Genomic DNA, 14,011 nt, shown 5'->3' with positions numbered 1-14,011 from the left:
CGGTTTGTATCTCGGCGGCGGTATTCACCGGCTGCGCGCAAAAATCAACAACAGCAGTCGCATCGTCTGGCAAATTAAAAGAAATTACCATCGCGGAACCGGTTCATCTCATCGGGTATCTGCCGTTGTATCTCGCACAGCGGGAGGGCTATTTTAAAGCACAAGGCTTGAATGTGAAAGTTATCCAGGCGACTGGCGGCACGCATGTGACGGCTGTTGTCAGCGGCAGCGCGTGGGGCGTCATTGGCGGTGTGGATTCCAACGCACTTGCCAATAAGAATAACAGCGACCCTGTCACTGCATTTTGCAACGTGGTAAACCGTGCAAACGTTTATCTGGTGGCCGCTAAGGGATTGGCGCCCGCGAACAACAGCAAGGACGCACTCAAAGCATTTTTAAAAGGCAAGAAGATCGTGGCAGGTCGGCATGGCGGTTCACCCAATCTGCTGACGCGCTATTTGATGATTCAGTTGGGTCTTAATCCAGACAAGGATGCGCAGCTGCTGGAACCTGCCGACGCGTCTACCGTGGTCGCCATGCTGCAAAACGGCGCGGGGCAGATCGGGAATGGTGCGGAGCCGCAGATCAGTGACGGCGTTTCCAAAGGCGTGTGGAGCGAACCGTTCTATAAATTCTCCGATTTGGGCGATTTTTCTTACTCGGTGATGGGCACGAAAAAGTCTACGATTCAGAAAGACCCCAAAACAGTGCAGGCCTTTACCAATGCAATGGTGAAAGCACTGAAAACGGTGCAAACAAACAAAGCCCTTGCCAAGAAAGACCTGCGGCTGGAATTTCCGACTTTAACCGATCAAGCACTGACGGCTTCCCTCAACCGCGCTTATCAGGACAATTTGTGGAGTCCAAACGGTGTTATCTCGCAGAAAGCTGTGCAGACCGACATGGATGTTCTCATCAAGACCGGTATTTATCAAGGCGGCTATTCATATGACACGCTTGTGAACATGCAGTTTGTCAAAAATGCCCGTACATAATCGCACAACGGTTTTCAAAAAAATCCGTCGCACATTTTGGTGCGGCGGATTTTTTGCGGTTATGCTTGACAGATGAAAGAGAGGCAACTATACTGTATATATTGTATATATACAGTATGAGGATGTGCTATGCGTATTGTAATCTCAAACCGTTCAGATCAACCGATTTACGAGCAAATAAAAGAACAAATCAAAGAAGCCATTTTAAACGGGGAACTTCGGGAAGGGGAGGCACTGCCATCCATCCGGCAGCTTGCGAAGGACCTGCATATCAGTGTCATTACGACCTCACGGGCGTACAGTGAACTGGAACAAGAAGGCTTTGCTGCATCGATGCAGGGGAAAGGGTGCTTTGTGCTGTCTCAGAATACTGCCATGATGCAGGAACAATATCTGCGCCGGGTAGAAGGGCATTTGTCGGATGCGGTGCAGGATGCGAGGATGGCCGGAATCACGGTTGAAACCTTGAAAGAAATGTTGACAGTATTGTTGAAGGAGGAAAAAGGGCGTGACAGAACTTCTGAAACTTGACCGTGTAAGCAGACAATTGTCGGGCTTTGCACTGCAAGAGATTTCATTTGGGCTGGAACCGGGATACATCATGGGGCTGATCGGGCCGAACGGTTCCGGCAAGACGACGACCATCAAACTGATTATGAATATGTTCCAGCGCAATTCGGGGAGTATTTGGGTAAATGGATTGGATAACCTGCAAGATGAAATGAATGTCAAGCAGTGCATCGGCTATGTTTCAGACGAAAATATTTTTGCAGAGGACTGGACTGCCGACAACGTGGGAAAAGGGCTTTCCATCTATTTCAACACATTTGATCTATCCACATATCGGTCCTATTTGAAGCGCTTTGAGCTGCCGCGCCGCAAAAAAATTAAGACCTTTTCGCGTGGGATGAAGACCCGGCTTATGCTGGCGGCGGCGCTGTCCCGTCAAACCAAACTGCTGGTGCTGGATGAACCAACCTCTGGTCTGGACCCGGTCGTGCGGACGGAATTGCTCAATATTTTGCAAGAGTACATTGCGGACGGCGCACACAGTGTTCTGTTCTCGACGCATATCACGACCGATCTGGAAAAGGTGGCCGATTATATTACGTTTATCTGTAAAGGGCGTCAAATGTTCACCCAAAACAAAGATGAACTGATGGAAGCATATCAAATCATTCGGGGGGCGCCGGAAGATTTGGATACGGTGCTGCGGCACTCCCTGATTGGCTTGCGGGAAAACCACATGGGATTTGAAGCATTGGCGAAAATCGAGGCGCTTCCTGCGTGTTTGCCCGCCGGTTTGATCCGTGAACGCCCTACGCTGGATGACATTGTGGTCTATCATACAATGGGGGTGGCGCAATGAATGCGGTCAAAATGATGCGGTATTTGCTGCTGGTGGGTGTTTCTTATTTCAAACGCGTCGCTTTGATTTTGCCATTGGCTCTGCTTGCGGTCATCGTTCCAATGGCTCGAGATCACTTCACAACAGGTAATATTCCAATCATCGGTTTTATGTGCTTTGTATTTATAAACTTTGTGGTGATGTTTCCGCTTTCCGCAATGGATAAAGTACCGCAGGTATTTGCTTTTCTGCCACAGCGAAAGGCAGATGTGGTGCGTGGCGTTTATCTGCTCTTGACGACTGTGCTGGCAGTGGTATTGGGGATTGGTCTTGCCGCTTGCGCGATAGGGGTACAGGGCACCGCAGGCGGCATATGTGCGATGGCGTTGACAGCCGGTCTGGTGTTGGTTTCCGTCTCACAGGGTGTTTTGATTCCCTGCATCCTGCGTTTTGGATATGCGAAGGCGCAGCCCGCCATATTCGCCAGTGTTTTTGGATTGTCTTTGCTGGTCGGAATGGTGTTTAAACATATTCCAGACACGATCGGACAATCTTCTTGGAAATGGCTGCTGGATTTTTCACATCCCGTTTTGCCGGTGCTGATTTTGGTCTTGCTTGCAGCGGTCATCCTGTTTATTTCCTATCTGGTGTCCCTGCGTCTTTACCGTCAAAAAGACATTTGAACACGGAAGCAGAGAACAAGCAGACCAATCTTGTGGATCGATCTGCTTGTTTGTTATGCACCAGAGAACGGGTTTTGCAAACCGGTTGGACTATGGTCAAATTCCGTCAGATTGCCCCAATAGCGTTTGGGCATATGCCCCATGCGGCAGCGTGGGTTATGCCGTCCTTTAATTTCAATGGTGTCATAGTATTCTTTCCAAAGGGTGCGCATGGTTTGCTCCGTTTCGTCCGGCTCGGGCAATGTCAGTTCCTCCACAGGAACAATACGGGCTGTATGCGGGCGGTAAACCAGTGCCATGCCGTGGGTCTTATCCAGTATCAGAAAGCGCTCTTCCGGGTAACGTGAACGGAAATGCCAAGACAACAGCGGCAAAACGATGTTCTTTGGCTCAATTTCGGCAATCATCGCGCCGCCGAAGGACGAGAATCGGATAAAGCCTTTCAGCAGGTGACTCTCATTCCCAAGGTGCCGCACGGCCTTTTGCAAGATGTCTACGGCTGGGTCGGACAGATGGTTTCGCACCGCGGGGCCGAGCCGATACCCCAATCGCAAAAACAGCAGGATGTGCCGTTCTTTTTGCGGCAGGCAGGTCAAAAACGCGTGCTGAACAAATTCCAGCATTTCGTCCCCCAGTTTTTCCGGGATGGATTGTTCCACCCGCTTGGCTTTTCGGGGGTCGGACAGAATGTCCTTGACAGGGAACAACGTTGTTTGCGGCAGGGCGGCGGAAACAATGTCCATCGGCATTTCTTTGGCGGCATAGCTTTCAAACACACAGCAAAGCAAGCCGTCGAAACTGCCGTCATAACGGTAAATCAGATTTGGCCGGTCAGGCATTTTTGCAAGTCCTCCCAGGTTGGAGATAATTGCGGCGCGTCCGGTTTATCAAAAAAGGAAAGCTGCCGTGAATGTATGATAGACGGCGCATCCTCCTGTAACCGCGCCAGTGCCTCTTCGGACAGCAGTGCGCGGATGGATGCGTCTTTTGTATGCGACAGCCCCTCCCGCTGTTTGCCACGGCAGGTGATAAAATATTGTGCGCGCTTGAGAACTACTCCCAATTTTTTCAAGGCGTCGAAGTCCAGCGCGCCTGCACGCCTTGCCCGGATAATGCGTTTCGCGCTGACGACTCCGATGCCCGGCACGCGCAGCAGCGTGGGGTAATCGGCGCGATTAACCTCGACCGGAAACTGTTCTAAATGATGCAGCGCCCAGTTGCATTTGGGGTCGAGATAGGGATTGAAATTCGGGTGTGCGCTGTCCAGCAGTTCATCCGCAGAGAAGCCATAGAACCGCAGCAGCCAATCGGCCTGATATAGGCGGTGCTCGCGCAGCAGGGGCGGCTTGACATCCACTGCCGGCAGCAAAGAATCCTCGTTCATGGGCATATAAGCGGAATAAAAGACCCGTTTTAGTTTGTATTTTCCATAGAGCGCTTCCGACAGGCGGAGAATCTGGTAGTCGCTTTCCGGCGTTGCACCAACGATCATCTGGGTGCTTTGTCCGGCGGGGGCAAAGCGCGGCGCGTTCCGATATTTGACGAGATCGGTGCTGTTTTCCGCGATGCGCCCGGTAATAAAGCCCATTGGTTTTAAAATGGAGAGTTTGGATTTGTCCGGCGCCAACAGCTGCAAACTTTCATGAGAGGGCATTTCAATGTTGACGCTGATACGGTCGGCCAGTGTTCCTAAGCGAGTAATCAACGCGCTGTCCGCACCAGGAATCGCCTTGGCGTGGATATATCCGGCAAAGTGATAATCCTCCCGCAGCAGTCGCAGGGTCTCAATCATCCGCTCACAGGTGTAATCGGGGTCGCGCAAAATGCCCGAACTCAGAAACAGTCCTTCAATATAGTTGCGTCTGTAAAACTGTATGGTGAGTTCTGCCAGCTCCTTGGGCGTAAATGTGGCACGCGGCGTATCATTGGAATGGCGGTTCACACAATATTTGCAGTCATAGACGCAGCTGTTGGTCATCAGTACCTTTAGTAAGGAGATGCACCGCCCGTCGCCCGCGAAGCTGTGGCAGATTCCACACGCGACGGTGCTGCCCATCTGGCCGGGTGTGGATGGGCGATCCACGCCGCTGGAAGTGCAGGCGGCGTCATACTTGGCGGCATCAGACAAAATCTGCAATTTTTCAAAAACATCCTGTGCCATGGTGTATCCTCTTGGGCTAACCGGATTTATGGGTAAAAATCCGGTAACAGTGTAAAGTGATTTTTTTGATAGTCGATTTCACCATTTTGTTTCATACGGCTGAGCATGGCGGATAATGCGCTGCGATCCACACAAAGGTAATCGGCCATTTCCGCGCGGGAGTAAGCGATAGAAAACGGATTGCATTGCTGCTGCTCCCGCTGTATCGTAAGAAATGCATGGACTTTTTCATGCAGCGTGCGGCGGCCGACACAATCCAACTTTTCATTAAGTGCCAAGGTTTTTTTAGCAAATAGACGCAGCATATTTTCCACCAGACGGGAGTGGAACGCACAGGCCGATGTACAGCTGTGAATGATACGGCGGAAATTGAGAAACAAGGCGCTGACGTCGGTTTCCGCCACAACCGTTACCGGCGCATATGCTACGCCGATGCAGGCAAACATCTCTGCAAAAAGGTCGCCGGGTTCCACGCGTCCCAGCATATTGCGGTTGCCAGCCTCATCTTCCCGCACAATCTGCGCGGTGCCGCTCAATATTAAACCGACGTTTTCAACCGGATCGCCCGCCAGCAGGACAATCCCTCCCTTGGCAACATTTTTGGTTTGCGCGCCCAGGCAGGGCAGGAGCTTTTCTAATTCATCGGCTTGGATGTGTGCAAAAAGCGGCATTGCAGCCATGTATTCATATTGTTGTTGCAAGTTGATTCCTCCGTTGTAAAGACAACCGATTTGATGCTTCGATTGTACTATACTAGGCACATGAAATCAAGTCAACATGCGCAACTGCATGGCCATATTTTTAGGAGGAATAAAAATGTCTGAAATGTTTTGTTTTCAGTGTGAGCAAACAGCAAAAGGGTGCGGATGCACGGTGGCAGGTGTCTGTGGGAAAAAACCGGCTACAGCAAATTTGCAGGATGAACTGACAGGCACGCTTGTTGCACTGGCACGTTTAGCGGGACAAGACCCGTCGGATCATCTGCGGCAGGTAATCATAAGTGGATTGTTTGTTACCGTGACCAATGTGGCATTTGACGATGAAGCTATTCGCGAGCAGATAGCAGAAGCGAAAGAATTGGCGCTTGCTTCAGGCGGCGAACAAGCACCTAAGGTGCTCGACATGCAATCCATATGGAATGCGCAGGACGATGTACGTTCACTGAAGAGCCTTCTGCTGTTTGGAATGCGCGGCATGGCGGCATATGCATATCATGCGCGTGTTCTGGGCTATATAGACGACACAGTTGATGCATTTTTTATAAAAGGGCTGCGTGCCGTTGGGGAAGAGCATACCATTGACGAACTGCTTGCCTTGACGATGGAATGCGGGCAGGTGAATCTCAAGTGCATGGAACTGCTGGACAAAGCCAATACGGAAACCTATGGTACGCCAGAGCCGACGAAAGTTACCACCAACCTTGTACCCGGACCATTCATTGTCGTTTCCGGACATGACCTGAAAGATTTAGAGCTGTTGCTCAAACAAACGGCAGGCAAGGGCGTCAATGTTTATACACATGGAGAAATGCTGCCTGCACATGCCTACCCCAAACTGAAAGCCTATCCGCAGCTTAAAGGCAATTTTGGTACGGCATGGCAAAATCAGCAGAAAGAGTTTGCGGATTTAAAAGGTGCGGTACTGTTTACCACCAACTGCATCATGCCAGTTAAACCGAGCTATGCAGACCGTGTGTTTACCACCGAGGTTGTGTCCTATCCCGGATTGGTGCACATCGGGGAAGAAAAGGACTTTACGCCGGTTATCAAACGGGCGCTGGAATTGGGCGGGTATCCTGAAGGACGCAAGATGACCGGTATCAATGGCGGCGAGACCTTAACCACCGGATTCGGCTGGGGCACGGTGCTTTCTGTGGCCGATAAAGTAATTGATGCGGTCAAAGCCGGCGCCATCAAACATTTCTTCTTGGTAGGCGGCTGCGATGGCGCCAAGCCCGGACGGAACTACTACACTGAATTTGTGGAAAAATCCCCCAAAGATACGGTGATCCTGACATTGGCTTGCGGGAAATACCGTTTCAACGATTTGGATCTGGGGGAGATCGGCGGTATCCCGCGTTTGCTGGATATGGGACAATGTAATGACGCTTACGGCGCTATCCGGGTTGCTCTTGCGTTGTCAGAAGCGTTCGGCGTGGGCGTGAACGAGCTGCCGCTTAGTATGGTACTTTCGTGGTATGAACAAAAAGCGGTATGTATCCTGCTCACATTGCTGTCGCTGGGCATCCAGAATATTCACATCGGTCCTTCCTTGCCGGCATTTGTGTCGCCGGGTGTGCTGAATGTGTTGGTAAGTAAATTTGGACTAACGCCCATCTCTACCGCAGAAGCGGATTTGCAAAAGCTGCTTGCAAAATAAAATTAAGAAATGCTGAAGGCTGTGCGTCAAAAAGGCGCACAGCCTTTTTGGCATTGGCAGATCTCATTAAAAAATGAGATATCTCATTATACGATAGAAAGAGGCAAAAAGCAAGGTGTGCAGACGGTTCGGCGGACAGTTTTCCTCATTTGCGCGGCAAAAGCTGCATAATGAGGACAACGGTGAATATACATGGTACTGCCAATCGAAATAAAGGGGCTCGCCATCACGCGGTCGTCAAAGCACGTCCGCCCCTGTGGTGAACCGCCAAATCGCGCATTGCGCGCGCCGTTTGCCGTCGCGCCCTGCGTCTAAAGGAGAGATAACCTATGGATTTGCCCATCACGCGGGATACGGTTCGTGTCAGCGCGCCTGTTCTGGACACCGCCGCCGATCATCCTGTGGACTGCGACATCATCCTGCCTGACTACTGCCCCGATGTTTCGCGCGTGCTCAAAACAGAGGGCTGTGCGGAGATTGATGCCAAGCAGGTGGACGGCGCACGTCTGACCGTCAGCGGCACCTTTTATATTCGTGTCCTTTATATCACCGAGAACTCCTGCAACGTGCGCTGCCTCACACATGAAACAGCTTTTACACACACGTTCGACTTAAACGAGGAGTGTGAGGAGGCCCGGGCGCGGGTCAGGGCACGGGTGGTCTATGTCAATTGCCGCTTGATTGGTCCAAGGCGGGTACAGGTGCGCGGTTCTATTTCTATCCGCGCAAAGGTTCTGTGCGAGCGGGAACAGGAATTTATCAGCGGTGTACAGACTGAACAGTTGGAATCAAGGAGCAGGCCGGTGCATTGCAGTGCACATGTCGGGTCGGCTGAAAAGCCGTTCGATGTGCATGAAGAGCTGGAAATCAGTTATGGAAAGCCTGCTGTCGCTTCCATCATCAAGACCGACGCAGTCGCCGTGGTGCAGGACTACAAGCTGATCAGCAACAAGGTCATCGCTAAAGGCGAAGTGCGGCTCAAAACGCTCTACAGTGCCGAATCAGAGGAAGGCGAAGGCGGTGTGGAGGTGATGGAGCACGCCATCCCGATCAGTCAGATCATCGACCTACCTGGTGTGGATGAAGATTGCGGATGCACTCTGCGGCTGATTCCCGGTGTGGTCAAATCCAACGTGCAGCCTGACGGTGAAGGCGAAAACCGCAAGCTGGATGTGCAAATGACCGTCACAGCGGAAGTAACTGCTTATCGCACCAGAGAAGTTACAACGCTCACTGACGTGTTCAGCCCACAATATGAAGTGGCGATCCAGTCCAAACCAATTTCTTTGCTGCATGTGGCGGACACCATCCATACAACCGAAATGGTGCGGCAGACGGTGGAACTGGATGACGCGGAACTGAAGTCTGTGACCGACTGCACGGTGATTGCCCATCTCACCGAAAGCCGGTTTGAGGGCGGGGCGTTGCTGCTCACGGGTGAACTGCAAGTTGCTGTTTTTGCAGTGGATATGCAGGGTGGGCCTGTCTGCACGGATAAAACGGTGCCGTTCACCCTCAAGGAAGAAGTCAAAAATGCGGCCAAGACGATGCGCGGTGATCCGGATTTGCATGTGGTTTCCAGCAGCTACACGTTGACGGGGCCGAACCGGCTGGACCTGCGCGTTGAATGCGCCGTGGATGCGACAGTCTATGCTGTTTTGCAGGAAAATGCGCTCACCGAGCTGGATGTGGACGATTCCCAACCCAAAGAACTGCCGCCGCAGAAAACGTTGACCCTGTATTTTGCGGATAAAGGCGAAAGCGTTTGGGATATTGCAAAACGGTATAATACATCGCCGGATGGCATCAAGCGGGAGAACAATTTGGAAGACGATGCGCTGGATGCGCGCAGCATGCTGCTGATTCCTAAGCAGCGCCGCCACAAAGGATAAGAAGCCAAACCGCCGCCGCTGGGATACGTGCAGTGTGATGCCGTATACGCGGCTGAACATGCGAAAAACAAGGCGGTCGATCAATCACTGACATAAATGGGGTTCCCAACCGCTCTCCGCATATGCGGAAACAGTCGGGAACCCACGAAAAGCAAACAAGGAGGAACGGGCATGGACAGCCGCAGCATCTATCAGGATATCGCACAGCGGACGGACGGCGACATTTATATCGGGGTGGTCGGCCCCGTCCGCACCGGAAAATCGACCTTTATCAAACGGTTTATGGAAACGCTGGTCATCCCTAATATTGAGGGCAGTTACAAACATGACCGCGCGGTTGACGAACTGCCGCAGAGTGCTGCGGGACGTACCATTATGACCACCGAGCCGAAATTCATTCCCAATGAGGCAGTGGAGATCACACTGGCAGACAACGCGAAATTTCGCGTCCGGATGATCGACTGTGTGGGGTATATCGTCCCCAGCGCGCTGGGCTACATAGAAAACGATAATCCCCGTATGGTAATGACGCCGTGGTTCGACAAAGAGATTCCGTTCAACATGGCTGCCGAGATTGGTACCCGCAAAGTTATCACCGAGCATTCCACCATCGGCCTTGTGATAACGACCGACGGTTCCATCGGGGAAATCCCGCGCGACGAATATGCCGAGGCGGAGGAACGGGTGATAAACGAGCTCAAAGAAATAGAAAAGCCGTTCGTCATCCTGCTCAACAGTGTTCATCCGACTGCTGAGGATACGCAGACACTGCGGTCCGGCATGGAGGCAAAGTACAATGTGCCGGTGCTCCCGGTCAACTGTGTGGAGCTGGGGGAAGCGGAGATTCGCAGCATTATTGAGACCGTGCTGTTTGAGTTTCCGGTTAAAGAGATCGGCGTCGATCTGCCTGACTGGATTGCCGCGCTTGAGCCCGACCACTGGTTGCATACATCGCTTTACAGTACCATCCACGATTCGGCACAGGGCATCTCGAAAATCCGCGAGGTGCGCGGCGCACTGGACGGCATCAAGGAAAACGAATATGTCACCGAGGTCAAGCTTGCCAGCGTCGATTTGGGCCGCGGCACCGCAGGACTGAAAGTGGATGTGCAGCCGGGTTTGTTTTACAAGGTGCTGGGGGAAGCAACCGGTTTTGAGATCACCAGTGAAGGAGATCTCATTGAACTCATGCAGAGCCTTGCGGCTTCTAAGAAAGAGTATGATAAGGTAAAAAACGCGCTCGATGAGGTAAAAGCCACCGGCTATGGGATTGTGATGCCCACAATGGAAGAAATGACGCTGGAAGACCCGGAGATTGTTCACCAGAGCGGTCGCTACGGTGTGCGCCTGAAAGCCAGTTCGGAATCAATCCATATGCTCAAATGCCGCGTGGTTTCGGAGATCAACCCCATCGTCGGTTCGGAAAAGCAATCGGAAGAACTGGTGGATTATTTGCTCAAGGAATTTGAGGAGGACCCGGAAAAGATATGGGACTCAAATATTTTTGGCAAGTCGTTGCAGGAACTGGTTACAGAGGGCCTGCACAATAAACTGTATCATATGCCCGCCGACGCGCGGGAAAAATTGCAGGAGACATTGGAACGCATCATCAACGAAGGGTGCGGCGGGCTGATTTGTATCATCCTGTAAAACTATATGTGCCAATACCACAACAAGACACCCGGCAGATTTTTCTGCCGGGTGTCTCGTTGTTTGGCCTACCTATTCTTGTGGGGGCTGGAATTGCTCATTCGCGAACATGTGCAGGCGTTTGAGAAAGAACATGGTGAAATCCATTTGGAAAAATGAGCATAGTAAAACGCCCTTGACGGTTTCAACCGCAAGGGCGTTTACACGTTTAGCAAGAAAGATACGGTGCGCCTTATGCGCCTGTGCGCTGCCGAGGTGCGCCGGTGCGTCCGCCGCCTTTATGTGCGTAGCTGCTGCCGCGTGGGCCGCCTGCTCGCTGCGTGGGGCGATAGCCGCTACTGCGGGGATTGCCATAGGAAGACGAGCGACGACCACCATGTCCGCCTTGTTTGGGCGGTGCGGTCGGCGCAAGCGTGGCGGGAAACGGGTGTTCGGTTTCTACCGGAATTTTTTTGCCGATCAGCCGTTCGATGCTTTTCAAATAATCGTGCTCTTCTTCATCGCAGAACGAGAACGCCATGCCGCTTTGTCCGGCGCGACCGGTGCGGCCGATGCGATGCACGTAAGTTTCCGGTTCATTAGGCAGATCGTAGTTGATAACGTGCGACAGCTCCGTCACATCGATGCCGCGCGCCGCGATATCAGTTGCCACCAAGACACGTATTTTGCGGTTTTTAAATTCCCGCAGCGCCTGCTGACGCGCGCTCTGGGATTTGTTTCCGTGAATGGCTTTGGAGGGAATGCCCGCCTTTTCGAGATGTTCCACAATCTTGTTCGCACCGTGTTTGGTGCGGGAAAAAACCAGTACGGATTCCATGTCGGCGGTTTTCAGCAGGTGCACCAACAGGTGCTGCTTATTTTTCTTATCTAAAAAGAACAATTTCTGTTCTACGGTTTCGGCAGTGGAAGACACGGGAGCGACAGCTACCCGTGCGGGGTCCTTTAAAAGTTTGTCTGCCAATCTCTTGATATCGGGCGGCATGGTGGCGGAAAACAGTAAAGTCTGCCGGTTTTGCGGTAATTTCTCCACCACTTTGTGGACATCGTTGATGAAGCCCATATCCAGCATCCGGTCGGCTTCATCCAGCACAAAGTAGGAAACATGTGAAAGGTCAACATGCCGCTGGTTCATCAGATCAAGCAAACGGCCCGGCGTGGCAATGAGGATGTCCACACCCTCCCGCAGTTTGCTCACCTGCGGGATCTGTGAGACACCGCCGAAGATCACGGTATTTCGCAGGTGCAGAAAACGGCCGTACAGATCAAAGCTTTCTTTAATCTGGATGGCCAGCTCCCGCGTGGGGGAAAGCACCAGCGCACGAATGTGCCGCGGTACAACCGGATGGTCGTGGTTCTGGCAGAGCTGATCAAGAATAGGCACGGCAAACGCGGCGGTTTTTCCGGTGCCGGTCTGCGCAGTACCCAGTAAATCCCGGCTTTCGAGGATATACGGGATGGATTGCTCTTGAATGGGGGTTGGCTGTTCATATCCGGCGGCGACAAGGGCTTTCAAAATATTGGGATCGAGTTGAAGCTGCGAAAATTGCATATAGTTCTCCTTGGGTTTAAATCGCTATCCGACTCCCTGTGCGCATGAATGCGAGATCGGATCGCCCGTATCTTTTGTATTGCTCGATCATATTGATAAGCGCCGCGCGCGGCACAGAACGGCAACCGCAGCCAATCCACCAGACAGCGCACACCTGTTCGCCGTCCGGTGGATTCCAAAAATAAACGATGCGGACGAAGATGTGAAACATCGCGTCCGCCGCAATCAAACATTTCTATTTTACCACGTTTCCGCCCTTATGGATAGGTTGTTTTTACATTCTTTGCTGCACATCAACAACTTTGCATGATTTCACTGTTTTGGCATATTGTTCAGTGATTGGCATGTGCCGTTTGCATATTGACTTTGTCGGTACGTTGTTTTGAAAAGGAATTGCAGATGCTTTGCAGAAAGCAAGCGCCATGTTATACTATATATAGATGAGATAAAACGTGTCGAAATGTCCTGTGCGGGAGCACATTACTGCTTTCAGACGTTGGCTTGTCTTCATACGGTTTTTAGGAGGAATGGGGTTGTTTAAAAATAATAAGCAGGCAGTGCTGACGGCTCGTGTGCTATTTGTGCTATTGGGCGCTGCCTTATATTCCGTGGGTCTGGAAATTTTTCTTGTGCCCAACAATGTGATTGATGGCGGTGTTATGGGTGTGGCGATCATTGCGAGCCACCTTAGCAATCTTCCGCTTGGGATTTTTACCTTTTTACTGAATGTACCATTTTTTGTAATCGGATATAAGCAAATCGGTAAAAGCTTTACACTGACGACGCTGTTTGGAGTCTTGGCTGTGTCACTTGGCGTTTCACTGTTGCATCCGGTGCCAAGTTTGACCCATCAACCGCTTCTGGCCTGCGTGTTTGGCGGTGTAATCGTCGGCGTGGGCGTCGGATTGATTATCCGCAACGGGGGATCGCTGGATGGCTCGGAGATCATCGCCATCATTATGGATAAGAAGGTCGGTTTTTCTGTCGGCGAGATCGTTATGTTTTTTAACCTGTTTATTCTTTCCAGTGCCGGATTTGTCTTCGGTTGGGATCGCGCCATGTATTCCTTAATTGCATATTTCATTGCGTTTAAGGCCATTGATGTAGTGGTGGAGGGCGTCGATGAATCCCGTGCGGTCATGGTGATTTCCGACCGGTATGAGGATATTTCAGATGCAATCCGCGACCGTCTCGGACGGGGCGGTACATTGCTGAATGCACGGGGCGGCTACTTGAAAAATGACGCAACCGTGCTGTATGTGGTGGTTTCCCGTCTGGAGATTGCCAAACTGAAATCGATTGTGCTGGATTTTGACGAGAACGCATTGGTCACCATTGGCAGTGTGGAAGTAGC

General features: G+C 51.7%; 12 protein-coding genes. 8 read left to right on the top strand and 4 right to left on the bottom strand.

Annotated elements, in window-relative coordinates:
* The 4 genes from ABF463_RS11315 to ABF463_RS11300 form a co-directional block, all read left to right on the top strand.
* On the top strand, positions 1-995 hold a 995-nt coding region (locus ABF463_RS11315), incomplete at its 5' end, for an ABC transporter substrate-binding protein (protein WP_415533743.1).
* A 129-nt stretch (positions 996-1,124) separates the two neighbouring features.
* Positions 1,125-1,526 carry a GntR family transcriptional regulator gene (locus tag ABF463_RS11310; protein ID WP_415533742.1) on the top strand — a complete coding sequence of 134 codons (402 nt, stop codon included), beginning with the start codon at positions 1,125-1,127 and terminating at the stop codon, positions 1,524-1,526.
* The gene (locus tag ABF463_RS11305) at positions 1,504-2,364 is read left to right on the top strand and encodes an ABC transporter ATP-binding protein (RefSeq protein ID WP_415533741.1); all 861 of its coding nucleotides are present in this window, start codon (positions 1,504-1,506) and stop codon (positions 2,362-2,364) included. The genes ABF463_RS11310 and ABF463_RS11305 overlap by 23 nt, the downstream gene beginning before the upstream one ends.
* Positions 2,361-3,026 (top strand): ABC-2 transporter permease, encoded by a 666-nt coding sequence (locus ABF463_RS11300; protein ID WP_415533740.1) that lies wholly within the window; start codon positions 2,361-2,363, stop codon positions 3,024-3,026. The genes ABF463_RS11305 and ABF463_RS11300 overlap by 4 nt, the downstream gene beginning before the upstream one ends.
* Positions 3,027-3,079: 53 nt before the next feature.
* Here the strand turns inward: ABF463_RS11300 and ABF463_RS11295 are convergent, their stop codons facing one another.
* Genes ABF463_RS11295 through ABF463_RS11285 form a run of 3 tightly spaced genes read right to left on the bottom strand, consistent with a single transcriptional unit; the run spans position 3,080 to position 5,888 of the window.
* Positions 3,080-3,865 (bottom strand): TIGR03915 family putative DNA repair protein, encoded by a 786-nt coding sequence (locus ABF463_RS11295; RefSeq protein WP_415533739.1) that lies wholly within the window; start codon positions 3,863-3,865, stop codon positions 3,080-3,082.
* On the bottom strand, positions 3,844-5,187 hold the full coding sequence (locus ABF463_RS11290) for a putative DNA modification/repair radical SAM protein (protein ID WP_415533738.1): 1,344 nt from the start codon (positions 5,185-5,187) through the stop codon (positions 3,844-3,846). Before ABF463_RS11290 ends, ABF463_RS11295 begins: the two co-directional genes overlap by 22 nt.
* 26 nt (positions 5,188-5,213) lie before the next feature.
* Positions 5,214-5,888 carry a Crp/Fnr family transcriptional regulator gene (locus ABF463_RS11285; protein ID WP_415533737.1) on the bottom strand — a complete coding sequence of 225 codons (675 nt, stop codon included), beginning with the start codon at positions 5,886-5,888 and terminating at the stop codon, positions 5,214-5,216.
* 115 nt (positions 5,889-6,003) lie between these two features.
* On the opposite strand from ABF463_RS11285, the gene hcp reads away from it, so the two are divergent.
* The 3 genes from hcp (at position 6,004) to spoIVA (ending at position 11,108) form a co-directional block, all read left to right on the top strand.
* Positions 6,004-7,566, top strand: a complete 1,563-nt coding sequence (gene hcp, locus ABF463_RS11280) for a hydroxylamine reductase (RefSeq protein ID WP_415533736.1) — start codon at positions 6,004-6,006, stop codon at positions 7,564-7,566.
* Between the two features lie 329 nt (positions 7,567-7,895).
* Positions 7,896-9,458, top strand: a complete 1,563-nt coding sequence (locus tag ABF463_RS11275; protein ID WP_415533735.1) for a DUF3794 and LysM peptidoglycan-binding domain-containing protein — start codon at positions 7,896-7,898, stop codon at positions 9,456-9,458.
* 171 nt (positions 9,459-9,629) lie between these two features.
* Positions 9,630-11,108 carry a stage IV sporulation protein A gene (spoIVA, locus tag ABF463_RS11270; protein WP_415533734.1) on the top strand — a complete coding sequence of 493 codons (1,479 nt, stop codon included), beginning with the start codon at positions 9,630-9,632 and terminating at the stop codon, positions 11,106-11,108.
* A 232-nt stretch (positions 11,109-11,340) separates the two neighbouring features.
* On the opposite strand, the gene ABF463_RS11265 is transcribed toward spoIVA, so the two are convergent.
* Positions 11,341-12,657 carry a DEAD/DEAH box helicase gene (locus ABF463_RS11265; RefSeq protein WP_415533733.1) on the bottom strand — a complete coding sequence of 439 codons (1,317 nt, stop codon included), beginning with the start codon at positions 12,655-12,657 and terminating at the stop codon, positions 11,341-11,343.
* A 533-nt stretch (positions 12,658-13,190) separates the two neighbouring features.
* Here ABF463_RS11265 and ABF463_RS11260 point away from each other — a divergent pair.
* Positions 13,191-14,011 (top strand): YitT family protein (locus ABF463_RS11260; RefSeq protein WP_415533732.1); only part of this gene is annotated, 821 nt, incomplete at its 3' end.

The sequence above is a fragment of the Ethanoligenens sp. genome (assembly GCF_047718355.1).
In the GTDB taxonomy this organism is placed as follows: domain Bacteria; phylum Bacillota; class Clostridia; order Oscillospirales; family Ethanoligenentaceae; genus Ethanoligenens.
The sequence above is the reverse complement of the archived record's forward strand: the minus strand, read 5'-3'. Positions and strand labels throughout refer to the sequence as shown.

Bases quoted from the DNA above. Each gene is read 5' to 3' on its own strand.
- hcp (WP_415533736.1), top strand. From the start codon at position 6,004: ATGTCTGAAATGTTTTGTTTTCAGTGTGAGCAAACAGCAAAAGGGTGC.
- spoIVA (WP_415533734.1), top strand. From the start codon at position 9,630: ATGGACAGCCGCAGCATCTATCAGGATATCGCACAGCGGACGGACGGC.
- ABF463_RS11265 (WP_415533733.1), bottom strand. From the start codon at position 12,657: ATGCAATTTTCGCAGCTTCAACTCGATCCCAATATTTTGAAAGCCCTT.
- ABF463_RS11290 (WP_415533738.1), bottom strand. From the start codon at position 5,187: ATGGCACAGGATGTTTTTGAAAAATTGCAGATTTTGTCTGATGCCGCC.
- ABF463_RS11275 (WP_415533735.1), top strand. From the start codon at position 7,896: ATGGATTTGCCCATCACGCGGGATACGGTTCGTGTCAGCGCGCCTGTT.
- ABF463_RS11295 (WP_415533739.1), bottom strand. From the start codon at position 3,865: ATGCCTGACCGGCCAAATCTGATTTACCGTTATGACGGCAGTTTCGAC.
- ABF463_RS11310 (WP_415533742.1), top strand. From the start codon at position 1,125: ATGCGTATTGTAATCTCAAACCGTTCAGATCAACCGATTTACGAGCAA.
- ABF463_RS11300 (WP_415533740.1), top strand. From the start codon at position 2,361: ATGAATGCGGTCAAAATGATGCGGTATTTGCTGCTGGTGGGTGTTTCT.